This window comes from Paenibacillus aquistagni, from assembly GCF_900177815.1.
GTDB classification, from domain to species: Bacteria; Bacillota; Bacilli; order Paenibacillales; family Paenibacillaceae; genus Paenibacillus_B; species Paenibacillus_B aquistagni.
This window is the reverse complement of the sequence record NZ_FXAZ01000004.1, coordinates 319528-345517: the sequence shown is the minus strand read 5'-3', so window position 1 is coordinate 345517 and position 25990 is coordinate 319528. Positions and strand designations below refer to the sequence as shown.

The 25990-nt window shown below is 48.6% G+C and carries 21 protein-coding genes, 1 pseudogene and 2 riboswitches; of the genes and pseudogenes, 6 read left to right on the top strand and 16 right to left on the bottom strand.

All coding sequences use genetic code 11. The features are described 5' to 3' along the window. A pseudogene (locus B9Y93_RS15555) lies at nucleotides 1-1662 on the top strand (FAD-dependent oxidoreductase); the annotation flags it as partial. 161 nt (nucleotides 1663-1823) lie between these two features. Beyond that, a complete protein-coding gene (locus tag B9Y93_RS15550) occupies nucleotides 1824-2258 on the top strand; it encodes a GNAT family N-acetyltransferase (protein WP_085495676.1) in 435 nt (144 codons plus the stop codon). A gap of 177 nt (nucleotides 2259-2435) precedes the next feature. Here the strand turns inward: B9Y93_RS15550 and B9Y93_RS15545 are convergent, their stop codons facing one another. From B9Y93_RS15545 to kdpF, 6 genes are all read right to left on the bottom strand, one after another. Beyond that, the gene (locus B9Y93_RS15545) at nucleotides 2436-2912 is read right to left on the bottom strand and encodes a hypothetical protein (RefSeq protein WP_139829180.1); all 477 of its coding nucleotides are present in this window, start codon (nucleotides 2910-2912) and stop codon (nucleotides 2436-2438) included. Between the two features lie 313 nt (nucleotides 2913-3225). Further along, a complete protein-coding gene (locus tag B9Y93_RS15540) occupies nucleotides 3226-5592 on the bottom strand; it encodes a universal stress protein (protein ID WP_085495673.1) in 2367 nt (788 codons plus the stop codon). Nucleotides 5593-5687: 95 nt separating this feature from the next. Further along, nucleotides 5688-6263, bottom strand: a complete 576-nt coding sequence (gene kdpC, locus B9Y93_RS15535; protein ID WP_085495671.1) for a potassium-transporting ATPase subunit KdpC — start codon at nucleotides 6261-6263, stop codon at nucleotides 5688-5690. 16 nt (nucleotides 6264-6279) lie between these two features. Next, nucleotides 6280-8307 (bottom strand): potassium-transporting ATPase subunit KdpB, encoded by a 2028-nt coding sequence (gene kdpB / locus B9Y93_RS15530; RefSeq protein ID WP_085495670.1) that lies wholly within the window; start codon nucleotides 8305-8307, stop codon nucleotides 6280-6282. 27 nt (nucleotides 8308-8334) lie between these two features. Then, on the bottom strand, nucleotides 8335-10002 hold the full coding sequence (kdpA, locus tag B9Y93_RS15525) for a potassium-transporting ATPase subunit KdpA (RefSeq protein WP_085496099.1): 1668 nt from the start codon (nucleotides 10000-10002) through the stop codon (nucleotides 8335-8337). Nucleotides 10003-10036: 34 nt separating this feature from the next. Then, nucleotides 10037-10114, bottom strand: a complete 78-nt coding sequence (gene kdpF, locus B9Y93_RS25215) for a K(+)-transporting ATPase subunit F (protein ID WP_425320351.1) — start codon at nucleotides 10112-10114, stop codon at nucleotides 10037-10039. 261 nt (nucleotides 10115-10375) lie between these two features. After that, a riboswitch (cyclic di-AMP (ydaO/yuaA leader) is annotated at nucleotides 10376-10544 on the bottom strand. A 125-nt stretch (nucleotides 10545-10669) separates the two neighbouring features. Continuing rightward, nucleotides 10670-10866, bottom strand: a riboswitch (cyclic di-AMP (ydaO/yuaA leader). Nucleotides 10867-11391: 525 nt separating this feature from the next. On the opposite strand from kdpF, the gene B9Y93_RS15515 reads away from it, so the two are divergent. Next, the gene (locus B9Y93_RS15515; RefSeq protein ID WP_085495666.1) at nucleotides 11392-12012 is read left to right on the top strand and encodes a hypothetical protein; all 621 of its coding nucleotides are present in this window, start codon (nucleotides 11392-11394) and stop codon (nucleotides 12010-12012) included. A gap of 255 nt (nucleotides 12013-12267) precedes the next feature. Here B9Y93_RS15515 and B9Y93_RS15510 read toward each other — a convergent pair whose 3' ends face one another. Continuing rightward, nucleotides 12268-12804, bottom strand: a complete 537-nt coding sequence (locus B9Y93_RS15510) for a GNAT family N-acetyltransferase (RefSeq protein ID WP_085495664.1) — start codon at nucleotides 12802-12804, stop codon at nucleotides 12268-12270. Between the two features lie 48 nt (nucleotides 12805-12852). Next, entirely contained in the window at nucleotides 12853-13602 is a 750-nt protein-coding gene (locus B9Y93_RS15505; RefSeq protein ID WP_085495661.1) for an AAA family ATPase, read from the bottom strand. Nucleotides 13603-13805: 203 nt separating this feature from the next. Between B9Y93_RS15505 and B9Y93_RS15500 the strand changes: the two genes are divergently transcribed. The 3 genes from B9Y93_RS15500 to B9Y93_RS15490 all read left to right on the top strand — a co-directional run bounded on the left by B9Y93_RS15500 (nucleotide 13806) and on the right by B9Y93_RS15490 (nucleotide 16554). Continuing rightward, on the top strand, nucleotides 13806-14687 hold the full coding sequence (locus B9Y93_RS15500) for an AraC family transcriptional regulator (protein WP_176228959.1): 882 nt from the start codon (nucleotides 13806-13808) through the stop codon (nucleotides 14685-14687). Nucleotides 14688-14918: 231 nt separating this feature from the next. Continuing rightward, nucleotides 14919-15533: a nitroreductase family protein gene (locus B9Y93_RS15495; protein ID WP_085495657.1), complete on the top strand. Its 615-nt coding sequence runs from the start codon at nucleotides 14919-14921 to the stop codon at nucleotides 15531-15533. Nucleotides 15534-15765: 232 nt separating this feature from the next. Continuing rightward, nucleotides 15766-16554, top strand: coding sequence for a class I SAM-dependent methyltransferase (locus B9Y93_RS15490; protein ID WP_085495654.1), 789 nt, complete (start codon nucleotides 15766-15768; stop codon nucleotides 16552-16554). Between the two features lie 149 nt (nucleotides 16555-16703). On the opposite strand, the gene B9Y93_RS15485 is transcribed toward B9Y93_RS15490, so the two are convergent. From B9Y93_RS15485 to nrdF, 8 genes are all read right to left on the bottom strand, one after another. Further along, on the bottom strand, nucleotides 16704-16943 hold the full coding sequence (locus B9Y93_RS15485) for a glutaredoxin family protein (RefSeq protein ID WP_085495652.1): 240 nt from the start codon (nucleotides 16941-16943) through the stop codon (nucleotides 16704-16706). A gap of 52 nt (nucleotides 16944-16995) precedes the next feature. Continuing rightward, complete coding sequence (locus B9Y93_RS15480; RefSeq protein ID WP_085495650.1) at nucleotides 16996-17652, bottom strand: NAD(P)/FAD-dependent oxidoreductase; 657 nt, start codon at nucleotides 17650-17652, stop codon at nucleotides 16996-16998. Between the two features lie 34 nt (nucleotides 17653-17686). Continuing rightward, on the bottom strand, nucleotides 17687-20119 hold the full coding sequence (locus B9Y93_RS15475; RefSeq protein ID WP_085495648.1) for a heavy metal translocating P-type ATPase: 2433 nt from the start codon (nucleotides 20117-20119) through the stop codon (nucleotides 17687-17689). A gap of 31 nt (nucleotides 20120-20150) precedes the next feature. Continuing rightward, the gene (locus B9Y93_RS15470; RefSeq protein WP_085495646.1) at nucleotides 20151-20351 is read right to left on the bottom strand and encodes a cation transporter; all 201 of its coding nucleotides are present in this window, start codon (nucleotides 20349-20351) and stop codon (nucleotides 20151-20153) included. 443 nt (nucleotides 20352-20794) lie between these two features. After that, nucleotides 20795-22006, bottom strand: a complete 1212-nt coding sequence (locus tag B9Y93_RS15465; RefSeq protein ID WP_085495645.1) for a Ger(x)C family spore germination protein — start codon at nucleotides 22004-22006, stop codon at nucleotides 20795-20797. Beyond that, nucleotides 22003-23094: a spore germination protein gene (locus tag B9Y93_RS15460; RefSeq protein ID WP_085495643.1), complete on the bottom strand. Its 1092-nt coding sequence runs from the start codon at nucleotides 23092-23094 to the stop codon at nucleotides 22003-22005. Before B9Y93_RS15460 ends, B9Y93_RS15465 begins: the two co-directional genes overlap by 4 nt. Nucleotides 23095-23098: 4 nt before the next feature. Then, on the bottom strand, nucleotides 23099-24652 hold the full coding sequence (locus B9Y93_RS15455) for a spore germination protein (protein WP_425320350.1): 1554 nt from the start codon (nucleotides 24650-24652) through the stop codon (nucleotides 23099-23101). A 337-nt stretch (nucleotides 24653-24989) separates the two neighbouring features. Further along, nucleotides 24990-25985, bottom strand: a complete 996-nt coding sequence (nrdF, locus tag B9Y93_RS15450; protein ID WP_085495639.1) for a class 1b ribonucleoside-diphosphate reductase subunit beta — start codon at nucleotides 25983-25985, stop codon at nucleotides 24990-24992. Nucleotides 25986-25990 lie beyond the last annotated feature (5 nt).

Below are 25990 nucleotides of genomic sequence, written 5' to 3'. Positions count from 1 at the left end.
ATGAGTAAAAAGGTATTGATCGTAGGCGGAGTAGCAGGAGGCGCCTCGGCAGCAGCTCGTTTGCGCCGTTTGGATGAGAAGGCAGAGATTATCATGTTCGAGCGAGATGAATATATTTCTTTTGCGAACTGCGGGCTGCCTTATTACATTGGAGGCTCCATTCAAGAGCGCCAGAAGCTGCTCGTGCAAACACCAGAGGCCATGAAGAGCCGCTTCAATATTGACGTTCGTGTGCACAGCGAAGTCGTGTCGATTGAACCCGCGCGCAAGATCGTAACGGTAAACAGCAAAGACAAAGGCACCTATGAGGAAAGCTATGATGCTCTTATTCTCTCACCAGGCGCGAAGCCGATTCGCCCGTCTCTGCCAGGCATCGACAGCCCTAGCATTCATACGCTTCGCAATGTTCATGACACGGATAAGGTCAAAGCCAAAGTATCCGAAGAAGGTACCCGCTCCGTCGTGGTTATTGGCGGTGGTTTTATCGGGGTAGAGATGGCGGAGAATCTTAAGGAGCTTGGGCTTGACGTAACCTTGGTCGAAGCAGGCCCGCAAATTCTGGCTCCATTTGATGCAGAGATGGCTGCGGTCTTGACGAAGGAGCTGCAAAGCCATGGCGTAAACGTCATTTTGTCCGATATGGTGCAGGGCTTCGAGCAGGATGGCAGCCAAGTGAAGGTGCAATTGGCTAGCGGCCATGCGCTTGAGGCAGAGATGGTGCTGATGGCGATTGGCGTCACTCCGGACGTCTCCTTCTTGAAGGAAAGCGGATTGAGCTTTGGCCCGCGCGGTCATATCCTCGTGGATGAGCAGATGAAGACCAGCCTCCAAGATATATATGCCGTAGGCGATGCGGTTGAGGTAGTTGATTTTGTAAATGGTCAGAAAACAGCCATTCCGCTGGCCGGTCCTGCCAACAAGCAAGGACGCATTGCTGCTGATAACGTATGCGGCCTTGGCACAACGTACAAAGGCTCGCAGGGCACATCGATCATTAAAGTGTTCGGTCTGACTGGAGCTGCGACAGGCAATAATGAGAAGACGCTAAAGCGCCTTGGCCTGCATTATCATGCGGTGAACATCCATCCGAGCTCTCACGCGACCTATTATCCAGGCGCGAATCCCATGTCATTGAAGCTGCTCTTCAATGACGAAGGCACGGTGCTCGGTGCACAAGCTGTCGGTGTAGATGGCGTGGACAAACGCATCGATGACATCGCGACCGTTATCCGTCTTCGCGGCACAGTCACAGATCTAACTGAGTTGGAGCTGTCCTATGCACCGCCGTATTCCTCAGCCAAAGATCCAGTGAATATGGCTGGCTACTCGGCGGAGAACATACTGACAGGATTGACAGAAGTATTTGTTCCTGCTGACTTGGAAGGCAAGTCTCTGCAAGACATTCAGCTCGTGGATGTGCGCACGCCGCTTGAGCACAGCAAAGGCAACATCGAGGGCTCGGTCAACATCCCAGTGGATGAGCTTCGCGATCGTATGCAGGAGCTCACCCTAGAACAAGAAGTATGGGTGTATTGCCAAGTGGGGCTTCGCGGATACACGGCTTCGCGTATTCTGAAGCAGCATGGCTTCAAGGTGAAGAACCTGACTGGCGGCTACAAAACCTATCAAATGTCGCAGCCTCTCGCGAACACGACTGCACCCGTTGCTGCTAAGTAATCATCCCTTTTTATACACTTTTAATCCGTGCTATGATGATAGAGGAGGATTGGTTCCCTTGGGAACTGGTCCCCTCTTTTTCATATTTAATAGAGTTAACGAATTTAAATTGGAATCGAAATTGCTTTAATCAGGAGGAGTGTGCCATGGGAATTTATATCGCTGACAAACAGGACATGCCATGGGTGAACGAGCAGTACGAACAAGCAGGATTCGTGCCCAGCCATTATGATCACGAGCACATCGCCATTGTCACCTACAACGATCAATTCGCAGGGGTGGGGAGATTGGTGTATGTAAGCGAGGACGAAGCGGAAATGGGCGGCATCTACATCCTGGAGGAATTCAGAGGCCTAGCCCTTGCGCATCAGCTTGTCGAGCATTTGGTTCAAACAGCAAGAGACCGTCAGCTGCAGCAAGTATACTGTCTCCCCTTTGAAGAGCTGCTGCCTTTTTATGAAAAGTTCGGGTTCAAACCAGCTAGCAGCACCCTCACGTCCATTCATACTGCCGTTGCGAAGAAGCATCAATGGTGCTTGGACAACTATGACAAGAATGTTCTACTGCTTACCCTCATCTAATAGGTATGGGGAGGCATTGACGGCATCCGTTGAGATGACTCTTGTCTCTTGTTCATCTACCCAATCGTTTAGGCTCATTCGCAGGAATGGGCCCCACTATAGAAAAAGTCTCCGAGACGTCTAAGTCAATCGGAGACCGCATTTTTATACCAAGATATTCGACCCCGTTCTTAGGCGCTAGCCTTCTTCCACGGCATCCCCAGAGACACCTCTGCTGCGCCGTACCTTTCCAACCAAAAAGATAGACAGCATCAGCATCACACTCACGAGCAGGATCTCCCCTGCCCGTACACCATGAGGCCCAATCAATAATAATAGTCCATGTCGAAGCGGAAACTTGCTCATATCAAGCGGAACGAAGCTAACAAGATCTCTGTACAGGATATTCACCACTAGAGAACATACCAAGTAGCCTAACCCTGTAGTTATCGAGCAGATGACTAAGGATCGAATAGGCAACGCCCTGATCCGCTTAGCCATACTTAATACGAACACGACTAAGGCGGGTATCGAAAAATAAGCATAATAAATGATGGCCCCGTAGTAAGGATTGCCGATAAAGTGATCATAAAGCCCATATACCCCAATTAGAAAAGAAAGTAGAAAAGAGACCAGCACCGAAATGATGCCTACGAAAAAGAATGTCGGAAACATCGCTATCACTCCTATATCGCGTTCTTCCAGTATGGGATGATTAGCAGGATGTATGTCATAACCAAAAGGATTGTTCACCCCTGAAGAAATGGAGTAGCCGTCGCTCTCCTTTTTCTCCATAGCGAAGAAAGATTCCTTCTTTTCCTGTGTCCTGTATCCGATATTCTTTTGGCCCATCAATCAGCAACAATAGGAAGAAACAGCCCTCATACTTGTTCGAATGACGTTATGCTGGCTGCTGATGTCGCATACTATTGTGCCGTATAGGCTTCTCATTATCAAATTCTAAGCTGCCCAGCATCATGCAATAGGTTTAGGAGCTCGGCTCCAGCTTCACATGAGGATCATAGCGGGATACGACAAGCACATCCATATGTCTCGCTTCCCGGAGTATCGTCTTCATGATTGAGCCGCGTCGAAGCCGCTCCCAGATCGAGCACTTGGACTGCCCGATTACGAGCTGTGTCGCCTCGGCCTCCTTGGCCATCAAGATCAGCTTCTCGGCAACATGCCGATTAGGCTCAAGGGAGACTTGTTCGAAGCGGCCTCCAAGCCTAACCGTCAGGCTCTCAAGCGCCTCAAGCTTCTTCCGATACTCCGAAGCCATAGCTGCATGATGCGAAGAAGAATCTAGCACATGCAGCACGATCCATTCTGCCTTCAAGCGATGAGCAATACGGAAGCCACGTCGAATCAATCGCTCCGCCTGCTCGCTCGTATCCACACAGACAAAGATCACTTCCTTCCTCCGCCAAGGTCCTCGAAGGGATGAGCGCTGTTCCCAAGCTTCAAGCCGTTCATCCACATCATCCGCGAGCTCGCGCAAGGCAAGTTCTCGCAGTGCAATAAGATTGCCCGAGGTAAAAAAATGATTCAGCGCCTGATTCACCTTCTCCATCGCATATATTTGGCCCTCGCGCATCCGTTGGCGAAGCGCTTCTGGCGTAACATCGATCAATTCCACTTCGTCGGCAAGCCGAAGAATAAAGTCGGGAATCGTCTCTCTAACCCGTACGCCGGTCATCTGCTCCACTGCATCATTCAAGCTCTCTAGATGCTGTACATTTACAGTCGCAATAATCGAGATGCCCGCATCCAGCAGCTCGATTACGTCTTCGTACCGTTTTTTATGCTTTGACCCCGGCATATTGGTATGGGCCAGTTCGTCAACAAGCACAACATCCGGATTAGAAGCGATAATCGCTTCCGTATCCATCTCCTCTAGAACCCGCGCTTGATAGCGAATCTGCTGTTTAGGGATGATCGGCAGATTCCCAACCTGCTTCGCGGTCTCTTTTCTGCCATGGGTCTCAAGCAGGCCAATCTCCACCCGCACCCCCTTCTTCAGCAGCATATTGCCTTCTCTCAGCATCGTGTACGTCTTGCCAACGCCTGGTGCCGCCCCAATGTACACTTTAAAGGTGCCGCGCTTGATTCTCCCAATCTTCTCATCAACCTCATGGGAGCTTAGCCGATGGTAAGCCTTGCCCTTTGCTTCTTGCAGCGGCGTTTCCTTGCCAGCGACACGTGCAGGAAGGATGCGCTCTCCTTCTTGAGCCGCTCGGTCCGCCATAATAAAAACATCGATATTTTTCATTTTCCTTAGAATCTCGTACACTAGCGATCCCTGCCACAGCTCCTGCCACCGTGTCTGCTTGGAATGCCCCAGCACGATGCGAGTAACGTTGTGGGACAGCGCATAATGAACCAATCTCCAGGACAGCTCCCTTCGCGAAACGATGGACAGCTCCTCTAAAGTCCCGCCCACCTTGGACACAAGCTTCTTCATTGATTGCTTGAACACCTGCTGCTCCTTCGTCAGCTTCTTATGCGCCTTCGTGAACACCACGACCATAAGGTCGCCATTCAGGCGTCTTGCCACCTGCTGGCCTCGTCGTACATAAATAGAACCATTCCAGTGATATTGTGTGGATACAAGGATGCGTTCTGCTGCCCCGGAGGGGCCAATGAGTCCCAACTCCTCCCGGTACTTCTCCAAGGATTCATTGACTCCTTCTGCAACAAGCCGAAGCGCAAGCTCGCGCAGGATGCTGAGATTGCCGTGCTTAAAGTGATGCAGCTCTGTGTGATTGCGAAGATGACCATCGGATAGGCGCTGCAGCAGCGTTTCCGGGGTCACGTCGACCAATTGAACTTCATCGGCCAGCGCTAGAGTATCATCTGGAACCGTTTCTTTTACAGAGATGCCCGCAAGCTTCTTGGCTGCTTCTGTTACCCCTTCCAGCTCATAGACGTTTACCGTTGTGATCACACTGATTCCACGAGCAAGGAGCAGCTTGATATCTTCGAGCCTTGTCTTATGCTCCGCACGGGGGCGATTCCGATGAGCAAGGCCATCGACAAGCACCACCTCTGGATTGCGTAAGAGCAGCGCTTCAAGGTTCAAATCCTTCTGCTCCACCCCATGGCGATGCCAATGAAGGCTCGGTACACGTTCAAGTCCTGCCAGCTGCTCCATCGTCTCCGGCCGCTGCTTCGTAGAGACCGCGCAAATCACCACATCAATGCCCTGCTCCTGCAAAGCCTGCCCCTCGCGAAGCATATGATAGGTCTTCCCCGAGCCGCTGACCGCTCCAATATAGATCTTCAGCCTCCCCTGCTGAAGCTTGTGAATGGAGCTTAGAATCTCCTCGGGGGTTTTGCGCTTGAACGGGTCCATCACACGCCCTCCTTTTCTTCACCAAAATGGGGAAAGACCCTAGTGAGTGCACAAGCATTCATAAGGGTCAATCCTTCCATTTTTACTACTGCCAGTTACGATTGTGCTCTCGCCTGTTGCAGCTCTAGATTCAGCTCCAGCACATTTACTCTTGGCTCGCCTAAGACCCCGAACTCTCGGCCTTCGGTGTGGCGTTCAATCATGTGCGACAGCTCACTAGCTGCAATCCCCGTCTCCTTCTCAATGCGAGGAATCTGCACACGTGCGCTTTCAGGGCTGATATGAGGATCAAGCCCTGAGCCCGAGTTTGCCAGCAGATCCATCGGCACCTCTTCAACAGGTACCTGTGGATTCTCCGCCTTCCATTGCTCCATGGATTCTTTTACCCGTGACAGCATATCAGGGTTGGATGGCGCATAGTTCGGGGAACCAGAGCCTGCACCGTTGTATTCAATGCTTGAGATCCGGCCATGAAAGTATCCCGGATCTGTGAAGGCTTGCCCAATGAGCTTGGAGCCTACCAGCTCGCCCTGCTCATTCTTGATCAGGCTGCCGTTCGCCTGAAAGGGCATGACGGCTTGCGAGACGCCTGTTACGGCCAAGTTGTACAGCACTCCGCACAGCAGCATAAACACGATGCTCACTCGTAAAGTTATCGTTATGATCTTCATTGCATGTCACCTCGTATTAGGCCCAGAATTGGACGAAAAGATCAATTAATTTGATGCCGGCAAAAGGAACAATGATGCCACCAAGCCCGTAAACCAGCAGGTTCCGCCGCAGAAGCTGCGAAGAGCTCATCGGCTTATAAGCGACCCCTTTCATCGCAAGCGGGATCAGAATTGGAATAATAACGGCATTAAAAATTAATGCCGATAATATCGCGGACATCGGAGAGTGCAGCTTCATAATATTGAGCGCTTCAAGCTCCGGAATGGCCAGCATGAACATCGCGGGGATAATGGCAAAGTACTTGGCAATATCATTCGCGATGCTAAAGGTCGTTAAGGCCCCACGGGTCATGAGCAGCTGCTTGCCGATGGAGACGACTTCAATGATCTTCGAGGGGTCAGAGTCCAAATCAATCATATTAGCCGCTTCCTTCGCTGCAATCGTGCCGCTGTTCATCGCAATGCCCACGTCTGCCTGCGCAAGTGCGGGCGCATCGTTCGTACCATCGCCTGTCATGGCAACGAGCTTGCCTTCCGCCTGCTCGCGGCGGATGACTGCAATCTTGTCCTCTGGCTTGCTCTCCGCAATAAAGTCATCGACCCCCGCTTCCTTCGCAATCGTTGCGGCCGTAAGGGGATTATCCCCTGTACACATAATGGTCTTGATCCCCATCTTGCGCATCTGATCGAAGCGCTCGCGCATGCCCGGCTTCACGGTATCCTTCAAATAAATCAAGCCATAAATCGTATGATCCACTGCAACCGCGAGCGGCGTTCCTCCTGCTGAAGCAATAGCATCGCTGTTAGGATCAAGGTTAGCCGGGATTTCACCGCCTTGGGATAGAACCCACTGCTTCACAGCATCCACTGCGCCTTTACGAATCTTGCGCCCGTCCTGCAGGTCAACGCCGCTCATTCTCGTTTCCGCCTTAAACTCCATAAAGGTTCCATCTCGAATGACCGCCGGCTCATAGGAGTAATTCAGCTTCTTCATTAATTCAAGAACCGAGCGGCCTTCTGGCGTATCGTCTTGCACTGAGCTCAACGCTGCCCAGTATCCGACCTCTTGCGAAGTATGTGTGCCTACCGCAATGAAATCGCTCGCCATCCGGTTCCCGTAAGTAATCGTACCCGTTTTATCCAAGATAATGGTATTGATATCCCCAGAAGCTTCAACAGCTTTCCCAGACATGGCGAGTACGTTGAATTGCGTGACCCGGTCCATCCCTGCAATCCCGATCGCAGACAGCAATCCGCCTATCGTCGTAGGGATCAAGCATACCAGCAAGGCAATCAGCACAGGCACTTCCAATTGAATATTCAGATAATCTGCGAAAAATGGCAGGGTCACCACGACAACCAAAAAGATGAGGGTCAAGCTCACAAGCACGGTGTTCAGCGCGATCTCATTGGGCGTCTTTTGGCGCTTCGCTCCTTCAACCAAGGAAATCATGCGGTCCAAAAACGATTCGCCGGGATCACTTGTGATTCTCACTTCAATCTGGTCGCTGATGACGCGCGTACCGCCTGTTACCGAGCTGAAGTCACCGCCCGCTTCCTTAAGCACAGGTGCCGATTCTCCCGTAATTGCAGATTCATCTACAGAGGCAAGCCCCTTGATCACTTCGCCGTCTCCAGGGATCATTTCCCCTTGCGATACCACCACAATATCGCCCTTGCGAAGATCTGTTGAAGGAACTTTGACAACATCAAGACCAACCAGCCTATTAGCCGTAATCTCCTGCTTCGTCTTCTTCAAAGAATCGGCTTGCGCTTTGCCCCGGCCTTCTGCCAAGGCTTCAGCAAAGTTTGCAAACAGCAGCGTAAACAATAAAATAAGCGCAACAGCAATATTGAAGCCGAAAGAAACGGTATTGCCAAACGCAGTTGGCATGAAGACAAGGAACAGGGTAACCAAGAAACCGACCTCAACGACAAACATAATGGGATTTTGTATCATCGTCTTCGGATTTAATTTAATAACTGCCTCTTTCAAGGCCTGATTAACGACTGCACGATTCCATGCACGTTTGTTCGTGCTCATATGCTTCTCCTCCAATGTAATTCCGATCTATGACAATAAGGTCAATTGCTCAGCAATAGGTCCCAGCACAAGCGCCGGGAAGAAGGTCAAGGCACCTACAATTAACACGGCCACCAGGAATACTCCTGCAAACAAGGCGTTGTCTGTACGGAACGTTCCGCTCGTTTCCGGCACAGGCTTCTTCGCTGCTAGTGAGCCGGCAACCGCGAGCATCGTAATAACCGAGCAGAAACGGCCAAGGTACATGACAATCCCCGTTGTTAGGTTCCAAAAGCTTGTCGCATCCCCAAGCCCTTCGAATCCTGATCCGTTGTTGGCAGCAGATGAGGTGTATTCATACATCACCTGTGTCAATCCGTGGAATCCTGCATTCGAGATCGTGTCGGCATTGGTGAACAGTGCAATTGCAGTTGGAATTAGAATCAGGAACGGGTGAATGAGCATCGTCACCGCGATCAGCTTCATTTCCCTGCCTTCAATTTTCTTGCCCAAGAACTCTGGTGTGCGCCCAACCATAAGGCCTGATAAAAACACGGCAATCATGGCATACATCAGCACGTTCAAGAAGCCAGCGCCAACACCGCCAAATACAGTGTTCAGCATCATGTTGGCAATCGTGATCAAGCCTCCAAGCGGCGTCAGCGTATCATGCATATTGTTTACAGCACCCGTCTCAGATGCCGTCGTAACTACAGAATACATAGCAGACTGCGCAAGGCCAAAGCGCACTTCTTTTCCTTCCATTGAGCCTTGCATCTGATTAACGCCAAGCGCGTGCAGCGCAGGATTGCCTGCTTGCTCACTGGCTATCGAGATCCCTAAGAATAAGAGAAACATCATGGCCATCGACACAAAGAGTACGCGGCCTTGTTTCTTGTTGCCCACCATAATGCCATACGTAAATGGCAGCGAGGTTGGAAGAAGCAGCATCAACAGCATTTGCAGCATATTGCTGATGGCGCCCGGGTTCTCAAATGGGTGGGCTGAGTTGACGCCGAAGAATCCACCCCCGTTGTTGCCGAGCTCCTTAATGGCTAAGAATGAGCCAACCGGTCCGCGTGCAATCTCTTGCGTTGCGCCTTCCACCGTCTTCACCACTGCGGTAGGCTCCAGTGTTTGCGGTACACCCAGCGCAACAAAGACTAGGGCTGCCACAAAGGCAATTGGCAGGAGTATTCTTGTAATGCCTCTTACAAGATCGACAAAGAAATTGCCTAGCGGCTTGCCTGCCAGCCCGCGAATGAACGCGATCGCAACGGATAAGAGCGATGCCGGCGCAACAAACATCATAAATACGATGCCGATCATTTGCGAAAGGTAGGATAATCCTGTCTCTCCGCTGTAATGCTGCAGATTCGTGTTGGTCATAAAGCTAATCGCAGTATTAAAGGCTAAGGACGGCTCCATAGATGCTACTCCGCTCGGATTGAGCGGCAGCATGCCTTGTATTCGGAAAATCGTGTATACGATTAAGATCATTAACGTATTGCTTAGAACCACTGACATCGCATATTGCTTCCAGCTTTGGTTCTCTTGGCGAATGCCGCACAATCGGTAAATCAGATTCTCCAAGGGGCCGAACCAGCGGTCGAGCCCCGTGCGTTCATTGCTGAATGCGTGGGCTATATAATGACCTGTCGGGCGTGCCAGCAGACACGCGATCAACAGAAGTAATGCTACTGAAATCCAAGCCATGGTCGTCACTTGAATCGCTCCTTAATGAATCATTCTAGAATTTCTCCGGGTTAATCAGGGCATAGCCCAGATACAAGAAGATTGCGATGATGATCACAGCAAGCACCCACATCATCTTAGATCCCTTCCTTCTTCTGTGGCATGTGATGCCCATGTAGTCAGCCCCAGCATAAGTGCTGCAAGCAAGCCTACCAGTACAATCATTATGAAATCATTCATGACGAACCTCCTGTTATCTGTCTCCATCATGAGACAACTCCCACCAACTGCCCGTTAAAAGGCAACAAAAAAGAAGCATGGCTTAGAGGAACTCCTCTCCATGCTTCTTCAGTCACAGCCAAACAAGACCGTGTCTAATATGCGCGGTTAGCAAGTTGCCTCTCTGTACGCTTACGAGGTTAGCTGTCGGATTCGGGCTCAAAGAGTAGCCCTACTCGATTGCTCGAGACTCACCCCATGTGGACGCATCTCTCGTCTATCAACGAGCCGGCCACGGTTGGTTCCCCCGCTCCCTATGTCTAGGGACTCAGCGATTCAAAAGGATCCACAAATGTGGATACAATATGTTCTCATCAAACATTACTTGTTACATGTACGGTGTACGTTACACACGAGTCTGCGTCGCATTATCGCGACGTAACTAGCTTCCTTCGCTCTCGTTTTGATTCTCCTCTCTCCACAACGCTTGCGAGGTTAGCTGTCGGATTCGGGCAGTGAGAGTCGCCCTACAGTATGGAGAAGGCCATGGTCCTTCTCTACCGATTCACCCCAAGTGTCCCAGTCCTTCGGCTCTCACCCCGAAGAAAGAGATTCACGAATATGGTTCCCCCGCGCTCCCGATGGAGCATTCAGCGTACTGCCTGTGAGTTTCAATTCATGAGATGAATCATACTCTCTTCGTTCAGGACTTGCAAAGCAGGATAATTGATTTTTAAGCGTGAATTAAGCCGCTTTTACAGCTAATTCGTGAATTTTACAATCAATTAACGCTTTATCTGCAAAAATCTCGTTTTTTCATAAAGGTTTTCATTTTATTGAAAATGACAGAAAATCGTTGTGCAATGAAGCAATGCCCTTCCCATAAGCTTGCCAACATCGACAAAACGAATGTAAAATTCATCTAAAACGGGAGTAATCATGAGAAAACATTAGATATAATTCTGTTTAACAGAACATTTGAACTTTATTGGCACAAACTTCCCCGTATTTGAAAATGTCACCCGATTCATGGCTTTTACAGCAGCACACAAAGTCTTTTATGATGTTTAGTAATCTTGGAAACAGCAATCATTACCTGTTCGTTCGAATCTTGCATGTACCAAACCTATTAATGGGGCTAAGTACACGAAGGATGATTCTCAAGCAGTGCTGGGATAGGAGGAGAAGCCATTGCAGACAAAACGGTTATCACGCATTGAGCTGTATGCATGGGATGAGCCAGACGGCATCGATGAAGCATCGGGTAGGCTTCAGTATAAGCGATATGGGATTCTGCGGATGACGTGCGGCATCTATCAAGGGATTGGACATTGCCTGTTGTCCAGCGGAACGAAGCGAGAAGATGTTATTCGCTGGGGCAGCTTCTTGCGCGCATTTCGTGCATGCACTTTGAGCGAGGCATGGGAGATATTCGAGCAGAGGGGCCATCGTTGGAGCACGGAGCAGCGAAAGCTTGTGCATACAGTGCTTATGAATTTGATGGAGAATCGTATTCAGGCACGCCTGTATAGGGCGATCATACATAAGTTTATCTCCTATCGGCAGCTCAGCCAACGCAGCGTGCATGTTGGACAAAAAGCACTGGACATGAATGCTCATATCAAGCCGCGTGCTGCTCTTACCAATCGCGCTTCCAGCTTCGTGCCTAATACAGAATCGTTCATCATGCGGCCGGAAACGCTATATTCCGATAGCCGATCAAACTCCCCCTTTCTTCACAAGCTCAAAGGGGCGGCAGCAACAGAAAAGGAGCTGATCCATTATGCAACAGCCTACTACTCCGTTTTGTAGGAATGGAGAATTGTAGGATAACGTATGCTGGTGAAAGCTGATCGTTGTCTTATATGTCTTATATCTGCTCTATCGATACTGACAGCTCCTGATGCCGGAACTTGGCGATGGATACTTGAAGATTTCCCTGTTAAAAAGCTAAAAGCAGGCATGGACATGGCATGAATCCCTCCACCTCCAGACTGCTTTTTTTCATATTCTTATATGAAGATAGTGACGAGGATATCTTCGCCCCATCGTGCTGTCATGTAATAATTATCTTCGATGCTCGATCAGCCAACAATCTCTTTTCTCTCCTTCGTGCCATTCATGCTGCTTCAATAGCTTCTTTTTCACAAATCCGCACTTCTCATAGACTCTGAGCGCCCGCTCATTCCAGCTTTGAGGGTCCATGATAAGGATATCAGCCTGCTCTTCAGCATGCAGGTAGTCCACCATCGCTTGGATTAGCTTCGTGCCAATCCCCTTATTCCAATAGTCTGTCTCGCCGATGAACTGGTCCATGCCATACATGCGGCTTGTGAGATCCTCATAGCCGTATTCCTCGCGTTCTTCCTCAATGGCATAATACTGGATATACCCAATCGGTTCCTCCTGATACTCGATGATGCACCGATGCTCCCCTTCTGCTTCCACATAAAAATGCTCCTGCACAAGGGCCAGATCATGTGGACGGTCCCGCCCTTCATAATAAGCAAGCACTTGTGGATCACTCAGCCATTTGACCAGTAAGCTAGCATCTGCTTCTGTTAGCGGCCGAATGCTCAGATCACCGCTGCGCAGCCCTTTCATACCTATTCCTCCTTCAACACTTGAATTTCATTGATGTCCCTTCACGCTTTACGGCCTGAATAACTCAGTGAGCATTCGCTCTTTGTTATTCACGAATTCCTTCATAATGAGAAAATGGTCCGTTTCTTCCAGCACGTTGACTGCTATTCCATCTGAAGTAAGCTCATAGATTATAGAATCCGGATAAGCCATTAAGATCGGAGAATGCGTCGCGATAATAAACTGGGATTGCTGCTGCACGAGCTCATGCATGCGAGATAACATCGCCAATTGACGGAAGGGAGACAGTGCTGCCTCCCTTCCGTCCAGCACATATAATCCCTGGCCTCCAAAGCGATGGACGAAGGTGGCGAAGAACGATTCGCCATGCGACTGCTCATGCAGTGACTTGCCGCCGTACGAATCCTTAATTGGCGGACCAAAAGACCACTCCCGATCCATCTCATCGATATTGGTGGCTAGATTGTAGTAGCTCTCTGCTCGAAAAAAGAAGCCATCCTTTGGCTTGCTTACGCCCCTCACGAGCTTCATATATTCATGAAGGCGGGAATGGGTTGCAGCGGTCGAAAACGTAAAGTTCCGCGTTCCCCCTTCTGGATTAAAACCCAACGCGACCGCAATCGCCTCCATCAGGGTGGACTTGCCCATCCCATTTTCGCCTATAATATAAGTTACTTTGGGATGAAGCTCCAATGACTGAAGATGCTGAATGACTTTAAGAGTAAAGGGATATTGATCAAAGGAAGGAATGCGGCCCTTGTCCAATTCAATTCTTCTTAGGTAGGTGTCAAGATTCATGGGATGGCTCCTTTCCGAACTTCTATATTTGTAGCTGATCTGGTTTATTCATGAGAGGTTAATACGTATAATCAACATCATATTGATAAGGATACCACTTATCCTTCTACCCTCATAATCGACCATTCTCATACCTAATAAGTCGGATCTCCGACTTCCGACCCCGCTACAATGAATGCTGTAAGGAGGGATATACATTGGATATGCTTAGAGACATGAATCAGGCGCTGGCTTATATTGAAGCCCATCTTGATGAGGAACTGGATGACGACAAGATAGCACTGCTGGCCGGCACTTCGACGTACCATTTTCGCAGATTATTCTCCTATTTATCCGGGATGTCGCTGAATACCTATGTCCGCAATCGCAGGCTGTCCGAGGCCAGCTTAGAACTGCAGCATGAATCTGTCAGAGTCATCGATGTTGCGATTAAGTATGGGTACCATTCCGCGGATGGATTCACTAGAGCCTTCAAGGAATGGTGCGGCATGAACCCATCTGAGGTGAAGAGCTCGTCTCAGCTAAAGCTGTTTCCACGTATGACCTTCCAACTTACCGTCAAAGGAGGCGTGGATATGAACTATCGCATCGAACATAAAGAAGCATTTAAGCTTGTAGGCGTGAAAAAAAGGGTACCTATCATGTTTGAGGGTGAGAATCCGGAGATTGTTAAGCTGATGCAGTCGATTACAGCCGAGCAAAGAATGAAGCTGCAAAGCTATCGGAACACAGAGGTAAGCACCGTTGTGAATGCCTCTTACCATTTCGAAGAAGGCCGGCATGAGGAGAAGGGAGAACTCGATCACTTGATCGGCTCCATGACGACGCTTGACACGGACTTCGACGGCTTCGAGGTCGTTGAAGTGCCAGCCTGCACATGGGCGGTCTTCAGCTCCGAAGGCCCTTTCCCGAAGACCATGCAGGATACATGGGCCAAGATTGCTTCCGAGTGGCTTCCTTCGTCCCGCTACGAGCTGATCGATGTACCTGAGATTTCATTTACAGGAGACATGTCCAACTTGCAGCAGGTATATAGTGAAATATGGATTGGCGTGCGCCATAAGCATGCATCATTCGCTACGTAGCTCGGATCAGCAGCATCTTATGCTCCTTGATCTCACTTGACCGCTCCACTACAAATGAACAGGCCTGAGAAAACCCTTGAACGACAAATAAGTTGTTCAAGGGTTTGTTTTTTGTAAGTATATATGTATAATATGACATAAACAAAACCTAACAATTGGATCTACTCATGTATGCTGTAGTGAAATTGAGACACACTAACAATATCTTTGCTATTTCTGGAGGTACATTCCATGACAAATGAATTATCGTCTCAAGCATTCCTGCACGTATTAAAAGGCCGCCGGTCCATCTATGGTCTGAGCAAGGAATCGGTTGTCCCCGATGACAAGATTCAAAGCATCATTGAAGAAGCGGTTCAGCATACCCCATCAGCCTTCAATTCCCAAACGGCAAGAGTGGTTGTGCTGTTCGGTGAGCACCACGACAAGCTGTGGACAATCACGACTGAGACGCTTCGCAGCATTGTCCCTGCGGACAGCTTCGAGCCCACACAGCAGCGCATGGACGGATTTAAGAGCGGATATGCAACGGTGCTCTTTTTCGAGGACATGGCTGTCGTAGCATCCCTGCAAGAGCAATTCCCGACTTACAAAGATAACTTCCCGACTTGGTCCCAGCAGTCATCAGGCATGCTGCAGCTCGTGATCTGGACAGCATTGGAGGCGGAAGGACTTGGGGCCAACCTCCAGCATTACAATCCATTGATCGACGATGAAGTGAAGCAGCAGTGGGATATTCCTGCATCCTGGAAGCTCATCGCACAGATGCCTTTTGGCAAGAAAACAGCTGAGCCGAAGGATAAGGAATACAAGCCCGTTGCCGAGAAAGTGAAATTTGTAAGGTAATTACGTCTGATCGGATACCTATCCTAAGGTGCTTCGATACAAATGCAGCACTGTAGATAAGACTTCACCGCTTAAGGTGAGGTCTTTTTTCATGTTCACCCTTCCGTCAAGCTGGTGAATATTAATCATAATCAAATAATACCTAGACGCCCAATCTACTCTCCAATAAAATACAAGGATATATGTGATATGACAGACTCATCATCATTTACAACTGCATGGAGGGCTTCCTATGTTTGATAATATGGAGGAATACACCGATCCGAATCGTTATGATCAAGAAAATCAAGGGCATCATGAGCTGGCGCTTATCCTGCAGCATCTGCCCAAGGAGGCAAGAACAATCGTTGACCTCGCCTGCGGAACGGGACGCTTGACCCTGCCATTAGCGGAAGCTGGCTACCGCATGCTGGGGATTGATCTTCAAGAAGGGATGCTTGAGGCGGCCAAGGGCAAATCTGCGGCTCGGAATCTGGATATCGAGTGGAGACAGACAGATGCCCTGCAGCTAGAACTCGAGCAACAGGCAGATGCCTTTGTGATGGTCGGCAACAGCTTCCAGCACTTTTTGACTCAGGAGGAACAGCTGCAGCTGCTGACTCGAATTCGCCAGAACCTTGCGCCTGACGGACTGCTGATCTTCGATCTTCGTTTTCCTTCAAGAAACGAGCTGGCTCAATCCTCGCGCGAGGACTTGGCCTACACGTACAAGGATCTGCTTGATCAGACCTGCAATGTCTACTACGACAGTCAATACGATCCCGTCACCCAAATTCAGCATAATACGACCTATCGCATGACAGAGCTTCGCGATGGAGAGCATTCTACGGATGAAGCTCGCATTCATCTTCGATTTACATATCCGCAGGAGCTGAAGCTCTTGCTGGCACAAGCCGGCTTACACCTTGAGGCATGGTATGGAAGCTGGAATAAAGATTCAATTGGCGAAGACCATCCCAGCATCGTGGTGGTCTGTCGACGAGAGAACAAGGCACATAATCATCTCCCATCTAACTTCTAATCGGCACTCCATATATGATATGTTCCGCTGGATGTCGCTCTTATGGAGGAGGCCAACAAAAAAAGCCCCTGAAAGCCGTAAGGGACTGATCTCTGTCTCACAAACAGGGGGCAGTCCCGATTCTCAGAGGGCCTTATCTATTCATGCCATCATCTCACCAATTCACTAATCGCCTTCAAATTCTCCGCAAAGCCAATAAACACGTTATCACCAATGACGATGGTCGGCACGATTTGCTTTCCGGTCAATTCCAGTACTTCCTTCGCATACTGCACATTTTCCTCGCAGTTATAATCGGTGTAAGAGATATCATTTTCCTTGAAATAACGCTTGGCATAATTGCAGTCGCTGCACGTTGGGATCGAGTAAATCTTTAATGGCTTAGTCATGGGATAACACTCCTATCGCACATTTGCGTTTATTTCCAGCGCTGCGCTTCCATTAACTCTGGGCAATTCCCTTTACATCCAGATTCTCTTCAATCGCAGCTTTCTTCAACTCTTCAAGGGAAATGCGAAGAATAAATTTCTTAAACTTCTCTTTCCCTTTTGCATTTGCCTTGTAAAAATGAATGATCGCGAGTACTGCGGGCACAAGCTGTTCCTCCACTAATCCTGCTGCGAGCAGCTCTGCAAATGAAGTCTTCAGTCCCTTGGGCTCTCCGCCGACATACAGATCGAAGCGGTCTCTCATTTTGACGATGGCGATATCCTTAAGCAGCGGCTCGCTTGTTCCAAGCGCGCAGCCTGCATAACCGATCTTCATTGGCGTCGGCGTCTCGATACCGGCTATTGCTTCATTCAAGCGAACAGCCGCAGCAAGTCCCGCATCCTCTGCCCCCTTGCAGAAGTTGCATGCGATCAAGCTTTTGGTGACAAACCCAGCCGGATGCACCTCAAGGCCTGCTCGCATGAGTTCTTCCGCAATCATATCCCGATCCTCAGCTGCAACCTCAACATACAGCTGTCGGAACGGTGTCATCTCAATCTTGGAGCTGGAGCCGACAATCGTCCCTATCCGCTCCAGCTGCTCTGGCGTAAACAGGCTGCCCCCAACTTGAATCGGGGAACTTACTGCAATGACCGTCTTTTCTCCCATGATTCTTCTCCCCCCAACCGTTGTCGAACCAGCATCAATGGCGAATCTTCACCCGCTGTAGACGAAGCGCATTAAGGACTACTGATACCGAGCTTAATGCCATCGCTGCACCGGCTACCCACGGTGCCAACAATCCAATGGCTGCGATCGGAATACCAAGCGTATTGTAGCCAAGGGCCCAGAACAGATTCTGCTTAATATTCTGCATTGTCTTGCGACTCATATAGATCGCATCTGGAATGCTGGACAGGTCGCCGCGCATCAGCGTAACATCCGCCGCTTCCATCGCAACGTCCGTCCCTGTGCCGATCGCCATTCCGATATCCGCGGTTGCAAGCGCAGGCGCGTCATTGATGCCGTCTCCGACCATCGCGACCTTTTGGCCTTCGGCCTGCAGCTTCTTCACTTCTTCTGCCTTGCCTTCAGGCAGAACCTCGGCACGCACATGGTCAATTCCGACCTGAGCTGCAATCGCCTTCGCAGTACGCTCATTGTCTCCCGTAATCATGATGACCTGAATGCCCATGCCCTTCAGACGGCTGACTGCGTCCTTAGAGCTTTCTTTAATTGTATCTGCTACCGCAACCAAGCCTGCATATTGCTTATCAATTGCGACCAGCATCGCTGTCTTGCCGGATTCTTCGAGCGTAGACATCGCATCATAAGCACGCTTCGCGTCAACCTCGTACTTCTCCATCAGGCGTCGTGTGCCAATGAGCAGCTCACGGCCCTCCACGACAGCTTGAATGCCGTATCCTGGTATCGCTTCAAAGGATGCTGTGGATGGAAGGTCAATCTGCTTCGCCTTAATGCCTTCCACAATCGCTTCCGCGAGCGGATGCTCCGAGTTCTTCTCCGCCGCGCCAACCAGTCTAAGGAAATCCGCTTCATTACTCTCTGTCATCACATCCGTAAGCTCCGGCTTGCCTTTTGTAACCGTACCTGTTTTATCTAAAATGATCGTGTCGATCTTGTGCGTCTGCTCGAGATGCTCTCCGCCTTTGAACAGGATTCCGAACTCAGCAGCACGACCGGAACCCGCCATAATCGAAGTCGGCGTCGCTAGGCCAAGCGCACAAGGACATGCGATAACAAGAATCGCAATCGCTTTTTCCAAGGCTTCAGCAAAGTCTCCAGGCGCAACAAGGAAGTACCATACAAGAAAAGCAACAACCGCAATCCCCACTACGATCGGTACGAAAATACCTGAGATTACATCTGCAATGCGTTGGATTGGCGCTTTTGAGCCCTGAGCCTCTTCCACCACCTTGATGATCTGGGCAAGCGCCGTCTCCTTCCCAACCTTCGTTGCTCTAATCCGCAGCATCCCGTTCTTGTTGATCGTCGCGCCAATAACGGCGTCTCCCGCTTTCTTCTCAACCGGTATGCTCTCGCCTGTCAGCATCGATTCATCCACGGAAGAGATGCCCTCCAGCACTTCGCCGTCAACAGGCACTTTGTCGCCGGGGCGTACAAGCACAACATCTCCGACAATCACTTCATCAACGGGAATCGTTAGCTCCTCGTCATTGCGAATGACTAACGCCGTCTTGGCCTGCAGCCCCATCAAGGACTTAATCGCCTCAGACGTTCGGCCCTTCGCTAGCGATTCGAACAACTTGCCCATAAGCACCAGCGTAATCAACACCGCACTGGTCTCGTAATACATGGCAGGTCCGTGATGCGCGCTGCCTCCTTGCAAGAACCAATCAATCGTCAGATACAAGCTGTAGAAGTAAGCGGCTGACGTTCCGAGCGATACGAGTACGTCCATGTTTGCGCTGCCGTTGCGAAGCGCTTTATATGCCCCTACGTAGAACGGCTTGCCGATATAGAATTGAACCGGCGTAGCCAGAATCAATTGGAACCACGGATTCATGAAGAGATCGGGGATCCAAATCCATGAAGTAAAGGAGAAATGGCTGACCATCGACCACAGCAGCGGCAGCGACAGGATCGAGGATACGAGCAGCTTGCGCTTCTGACGCGTGATCTCCTGCTGGCGATGCTCCGTTGGATCTCCCTTCTCCTGCTTAGGCGCAGCTTTGTAGCCTAACTTCTCCACACGCTGCTGCATTTCCCCGATGTTAATGTCCGCAGGATTATACTCTACATGGGCGGTCTCCATTGCAAAGTTCACATTCGCCTTGCTTACGCCTGGCAGCTTATTCAATGCCTTCTCAATTCTTGTGGCACAAGCTGCGCAGGTCATGCCGGTCAGCTCAAGATCAACGGCTTCCTTTACCGTGTCATATCCGAGCTTGTGAATGCGCTCCTCCATCACCGCTACGTCAATCTTGCTTGGATCATACGATACCGTCGCCCGCTCCAAAGCAAAGTTCACGTTCGCCTCCGATACCCCTTCGAGCTTATTCAGACCTTTTTCAATTCGGTTTGCACAAGCCGCGCAGGTCATGCCCGTGATCTGCAGCGACGTTTGTTTATCAGCTGCCTTGCTTGCTTCCATGTGTGGTCACCTCTTTCCCTTCGTCCATACATTACGCTACATCGTAGCCCTGATCCTCGATTACTTCCTTAACCGCATCCAGCGTTAATTGATTCTCATCGAACGCGACAGCAACTGTCCCTTCTCCGAGGTCCACTTTACCTTCCACTCCAATCTCCTTCAAAGCGCCCTCAATCGAATTCACGCAGTGATTACAAGACATTCCGTTCACTTTCAACACAACATTTGTCATGATTATCGTCTCCTTTATATGGAATTAAAATAGGACCGTAAAAAGATGTGCATTCACCACTTATACCCCCACACCCTATATAACAGGGTGCAGGATATTCTTCTGCCATGAGATGCTTATATCAGCCGCCTTCTGTCATACACAGAAGACAGCCTCATGAGCATCTGGCAGCTAGATCTAGCCCACCGGCTCCACATGTAATGCTGAACCGTGTTCTTTAAGCCTTGAATTCAATATACCCCCTACCCCTATATTGTGTCAACTCTTTTTTGAATACCCCCACAGCCTATTTTTCATGAGACTCTTCCATAGACGCAACATATTCATTAAAGCTCTGCTTATTTAACTCACAAAAAAAGATCACCCTAGGAACCTCATTCAGGAAGAGGTTCCTAGGGTATCAGCATGGATGCAGCCTTTCTAAGAACTACACATTATGGCCGCTATTCTTGAACTTTTATACTTGTTGTACCGAATTCCTTTACTTTCGCCTTTATCTGATATCGTATCTCAGCTTCCGCAAATACGTCGTCCCAGTTCGACTTTATTTTTTCCCATGTTCGCGGATAATAAATTCTTACATATTCGCTTAGCCCAATAACATCTGCTCGATACTCCTTCTGTGCTTTATTGAGCAACTCATCAATTCGCTTACTCATTTGTCTAATGGTGTTCTTTTCGATCTGCTTCATAGAATGGCTGTCAAAATCATCGCCCTCATTCCATCTCTCACCAAGGCGTCCCTCAGAGTCCATCTCAATATCGAAGGATATTCGCCCTTTATTCAAATGGGGTCGAATTTTGGTTTTAAGTGAAGTCAGCTCATAGACTATAGTCTGCCCAGTGTCCTCATCATAAGATTTGACAACCCCTCCTTCCACTTTTCCGGAGAGCCAATTGACAGCCTCAAGCTCTTCTTCCTTAAGGAATCCAATGAGTTTACCGGTCTTGCCATAGATAACAGCAGCTCCCGCAAACTTGATTTCCCCGTCCGCCGTTATAACATTTTGCAGCAGGAAAGTAGAAGACGAGTTGATCTCAGGCAGCAGCTTGGACAGAGATACCGGGGGCAATATACGGCTGCTTCTGTACTGATTATTCGTCATGGCTAGAAGCCGTGTAGAAGGAAAGTCGCTCTTATCCTTATGATCCAGCGCTTGCTTGGCTTCTCCTTTGCATATAAGCACAAGACAGCTTGGACGAAATTCCTGTTCTCGAATAAAAAAATCAAAAAGATGCTTCATACTAACCTGTTGAGCAACTTTATCGCTGATGACAATGACTTTGTAGTGCTGTCCAAAAATAGGGCGACCCCTCATCAATGGAATTTCACGAGTAACCTCGTAGAATGAATCCCCTGTAACCGAAATGTTTTTATAATTTTTCCGCCCTCCACCAGTTACCGCCAGCCCACCACTTTGGCCGGGAAGCACGACTTGATACGTTAATGTCAGGACATTACGTTTCTCGTAATCGCCGCCTTGTTCTTCGAAGGCTTCTTCTATCTTGGTCTCTTCTCCTATATCGACAGCAGCACCAATGGTCATTCCCAAATCCTCTATTTCCCTCCGGCTCCAGCATCCCGTAATCACCACCAATACAGCAAGCATAATCAAAAACTTTGGAGCTCGTTTCTTTACTTTATCCCAACTCATGTCCTCCCTCCCCTTAACTTTGCAATGCCAAGCAGTACGATTGGAAGGAAAACAAATAGGACTAACCCTGCATTTCCAACGCCATTGCTTAATGCAAACAATTCATTGATATCAACCGGGAGCAAGGCAACGATATAAATGACCGGCATAAGAAAATACAAAAATGGTCGTAATTCTTTCTTAAAGCTTTGTGCAAAACCCATGGCTGCCGTATAGTGCGTAATGACAAAGGTCGTAAAAATCTCCATCATCCATATCACAAGCAATAGAGACTCATATCGTTCGAAAAATATACCCGGAAATTCAATGCTCTTGATCAAGGTAATCGTTGGCCACGTAAGACTGATTACGCCATCAACACTCAATGCTCCAATAACCATAAGCGCTGTTGTTACATAAATAATCACTGGAATACCAATTCCAAATAACACTGCTTTGTTGGCTTTCTTCGGATCTCTCATAAAGGCCACCAAAAAAAGCATAATTTCAAAGCCTCCAAAGGAAAGAGCTGTGGATTGTACTCCCTTTAGAACAGGACCTAAGCCAAGTCCCAACACGGGTCGCAAATGGTTAATATCAAAAACCTTTAAACTCATACCCGCTATCATAAAAAAAATGATAACGGTAATGGGGAAAATCAATTGAAAAAGCCGTGTTATCGCTGATAATCCTCCAATCACAAGATAGAAGCCTACCCACATAAATGCGATGATCATGGCCCATCGCGGGGTGCCTTCCAACAAGAAAAGTATATTGACCTCTGCCATTGCGCGCAGCATGACGCTAGACATCGCCACGAAGTATCCGACGACAATCAGGTTGAGCAAGCATCCGAGCCACTTACCTAAAATATCTTGACTGTATTCATAAAACGTTTTTTTAGGAAACTGTTGGCTTAATTTCACAATAACAACCCCAGCCAGCATGGCAATTAATCCGCCTATAATGATGGAAAGCCAAATATCTGGGGTTTTTACTTTTTCGGCAGCTGCTCTAGGCAATGTGAGAATGCCGATGCCAAGGATGAAATTGGTTATGATCATGACTGTTTGTTGAGTCGTTAGGCTCTCCTGATTATTGAACTTCACCCTCTCACTCCTTGCGTATCGGATTGTTGGTTTTCATCATCTTCGGTCTTCGCTTCATCAACTTAAGCGGTGCCCGTACTATGAAGTCCTTCCAATCCTGTAAACGATACGGAACGGCTGGACTAATATAAGGAACCCCGAAGCTATTCAATTTCGCCATATGACTGCAGAGGAGTAAGAAAAATAGGACCACTCCATACAAGCCAAATATAGCTGCAAAAAACATAGCAATAAATCGAAGAATCCTTAGTGCAATGCCGGCATTATATTGGGGAATCGCAAAGGAAGAAATCGCAGTAACTGCCACCACGATAACCATCAACGGACTTACAATGCCAGCTTGTACTGCTGCTTCACCAATAACAAGACCGCCTACAATCCCTATGGTCTGCCCAATGGGCTTAGGAAGACGAAGTCCTGCCTCACGAAGAATTTCTAAAGCTACCTCCATAATGAGAACTTCAATTAAGGATGGAAAAGGGACACCACTTCGAGTATCCGCTATAGAAAGTGCAAGCTTCGTGGGAATAAGCCCCTGATGAAAAGAAATAAACGATATGTACAATGATGGTCCAAACGTGGATACAAAGGCAGCAAAGTATCTTAGGATACGAACTAGAGTACCTGGAATCCAGCGCTCATAATAGTCCTCAGGTGATTGCAGCAGCATGTTGAAGGTCGTAGGCACCGTTAAGACGAACGGCGTTCCATCAAGCAAGATTGCTACTCTGCCTTCCATCAACGCGCTAACTACACGATCAAGCCTTTCCGTGCTCTGAATTTGCGGAAACGGCGACAAGAAGTTGTCTTCAATAAGCTGCTCAATATAGCCTGTATCTTGAATATCATCGAGAGTAATATTCTCAATGCGATTACGGACTTCTTGCACGAGGTCTTCATCAGCAACATCCTTGATATATGCGATGGCCAGCTCTTTCTCCACCCGCTCCCCTACACGAATTTGTACGATAGTCAGATCTGCTTTCTCCCCGTGCTGCCGCAGCAGAGTCGTATTATCACAGATGCTTTCGTTAAAGCCCATGCGTGGACCTCTTACGAGAATCTCAGAAGAGGGTTCGCCAGCGCTTCTTGTAATCTCTTTTCGTGTCCCAAGAATAATGACCTTTGAAGTGCTATTGTCCAACATGAGGGCAGCATGACCTCTTAGCAGCTCGGTTTTTACATCCGCCACCCGATCGACTTCTTTAATGACACCTACCGCCAACACATGGTCTTTTAGATACTGCTTTGTAATAGGATAAGTGACATTCTCCGCTTGATGGTTATCACCATAGGCAAGATCACACATAAGCGACTTCAATATATGCTGATCAATCAACTCACGATCAGAAATGCCATTTACGAAGAGGAGGGCCGCTTGCTGTGTTGAATGGCCAAGACAGAACGATCGGATATTGATATCCGCTTGTTGTCCAAATTCATTTTTCACCTGCTCCAAGTCATGATTAAGCTTTCCGGTAAAGTCACGCTGTGAAGTGACCTCCATACTCTCTTCCTTGGATGGCGGATGATCCGCGTACTGCGTTTTAGACATCATTCTCGACAAGAGGTAAGGTACGGCTACAACGATTAGTGCTTGAAAGAGAACTTCCCAACTCGGTAGATGGGAAGCAATTATATTCCACATGGATATCACCTGTATGTAATATGCAACTTCATCTAGTGACCTATACATGCGCATCTGTAATAAGAAGGGATTGTAAGCTCCTTTACATCCGGTCGCTTCAGCAGCTTCGTATCCCCGCTTATCTAATGATTACATGCTCAATCCATGCAACCAAGCCCGCTGATATGAAGTATAGGGAGGTTATATATACAGAAAAAAAGACTATCGAGAAAATTCTCAATAGTCTTACATACACATCCTAAATACATTAAAAAATATTCGATTGATTCACGCGATCATTGAGAAGCGAGAAGTCTTTATCATGCAATGGCTCGACCTTGCCCTTCTGGTAGCCATTGCCCTTCGTTGAGAAGAAATCATGTGTGCTGGTTTCCGTACGTATTCCGTTCAGCACAACAGGGTTAACATCCTCTTCCTCAAATACCGGCTCAAGCCCAAGGTTCATCAATGCTTTATTGGCATTATAACGAATATATTTTTTCACTTCATGCGTCAGATCAATATCATCATACAGCATCTCCGTGTACTCCAGCTCATTGCGATATAGATCGTTCATAAGCTCAGGCACGAATGCCGCTGCCACCTGCTTCTCTTCCTCTGTCAACGCGGCAAAGACTTCTTGCGCTAGCAAGCCCACGAACACGCCATGCACGCTCTCATCTCGAATAATGAGCTTGATGATCTCACCGCTTGCGACCATTTTGCCTTGGCCTGCCAAGAACAGCGGATAAAAGAATCCTGAATAGAACAAAAAGCTCTCAAGAAATACAGATGCCACCATCGCTTTGTACAAGCTCAGTCCATCACCTGGCTTAATATTGCGGTACAAGCTGTCGATGACCGAAGTTTTATATTGCAGGTGCTTGTTTTCCTTCACCCATTCGAACGTATCATTGATCATATCCAAGCTGGCTACCGTCGTAAAAATCGTACTGTAGCTCTTCGCATGGATTTCTTCCATGGCGGCTTGGAAGATCAGAATCGCCTTCTTCTGTTTGTCCTGTACAAATTGCGCGATCATCGGCATTCCGACATTGCCCTGCTCCGTATCAAGCAGTGTCAATCCGCCCAAGACACGCATGTAGGCGAGCTGCTCCTTGCTGCTCATCTTAGCCCAAGACTTCAAGTCCTTCGAGATTGGAATCTCAGTATCCAACCAGAACTGCGACGTATTCTGTGTCCACAAGAGCTCGGTATAATCGGTTTCCGGTGCATTCCAGTTTACAGCTTCAAATCTACTCATCGCTT

Coding starts and splice junctions, on each gene's coding strand:
- B9Y93_RS15550 (WP_085495676.1), top strand. CDS start 1,824: ATGGGAATTTATATCGCTGACAAACAGGACATGCCATGGGTGAACGAG.
- B9Y93_RS15545 (WP_139829180.1), bottom strand. CDS start 2,912: ATGTTTCCGACATTCTTTTTCGTAGGCATCATTTCGGTGCTGGTCTCT.
- B9Y93_RS15540 (WP_085495673.1), bottom strand. CDS start 5,592: ATGGACCCGTTCAAGCGCAAAACCCCCGAGGAGATTCTAAGCTCCATT.
- kdpC (WP_085495671.1), bottom strand. CDS start 6,263: ATGAAGATCATAACGATAACTTTACGAGTGAGCATCGTGTTTATGCTG.
- kdpB (WP_085495670.1), bottom strand. CDS start 8,307: ATGAGCACGAACAAACGTGCATGGAATCGTGCAGTCGTTAATCAGGCC.
- kdpA (WP_085496099.1), bottom strand. CDS start 10,002: ATGGCTTGGATTTCAGTAGCATTACTTCTGTTGATCGCGTGTCTGCTG.
- kdpF (WP_425320351.1), bottom strand. CDS start 10,114: ATGTGGGTGCTTGCTGTGATCATCATCGCAATCTTCTTGTATCTGGGC.
- B9Y93_RS15510 (WP_085495664.1), bottom strand. CDS start 12,804: ATGAAAGGGCTGCGCAGCGGTGATCTGAGCATTCGGCCGCTAACAGAA.
- B9Y93_RS15505 (WP_085495661.1), bottom strand. CDS start 13,602: ATGAATCTTGACACCTACCTAAGAAGAATTGAATTGGACAAGGGCCGC.
- B9Y93_RS15500 (WP_176228959.1), top strand. CDS start 13,806: ATGCTTAGAGACATGAATCAGGCGCTGGCTTATATTGAAGCCCATCTT.
- B9Y93_RS15495 (WP_085495657.1), top strand. CDS start 14,919: ATGACAAATGAATTATCGTCTCAAGCATTCCTGCACGTATTAAAAGGC.
- B9Y93_RS15490 (WP_085495654.1), top strand. CDS start 15,766: ATGTTTGATAATATGGAGGAATACACCGATCCGAATCGTTATGATCAA.
- B9Y93_RS15485 (WP_085495652.1), bottom strand. CDS start 16,943: ATGACTAAGCCATTAAAGATTTACTCGATCCCAACGTGCAGCGACTGC.
- B9Y93_RS15480 (WP_085495650.1), bottom strand. CDS start 17,652: ATGGGAGAAAAGACGGTCATTGCAGTAAGTTCCCCGATTCAAGTTGGG.
- B9Y93_RS15475 (WP_085495648.1), bottom strand. CDS start 20,119: ATGGAAGCAAGCAAGGCAGCTGATAAACAAACGTCGCTGCAGATCACG.
- B9Y93_RS15470 (WP_085495646.1), bottom strand. CDS start 20,351: ATGACAAATGTTGTGTTGAAAGTGAACGGAATGTCTTGTAATCACTGC.
- B9Y93_RS15465 (WP_085495645.1), bottom strand. CDS start 22,006: ATGAGTTGGGATAAAGTAAAGAAACGAGCTCCAAAGTTTTTGATTATG.
- B9Y93_RS15455 (WP_425320350.1), bottom strand. CDS start 24,652: ATGATGTCTAAAACGCAGTACGCGGATCATCCGCCATCCAAGGAAGAG.
- nrdF (WP_085495639.1), bottom strand. CDS start 25,985: ATGAGTAGATTTGAAGCTGTAAACTGGAATGCACCGGAAACCGATTAT.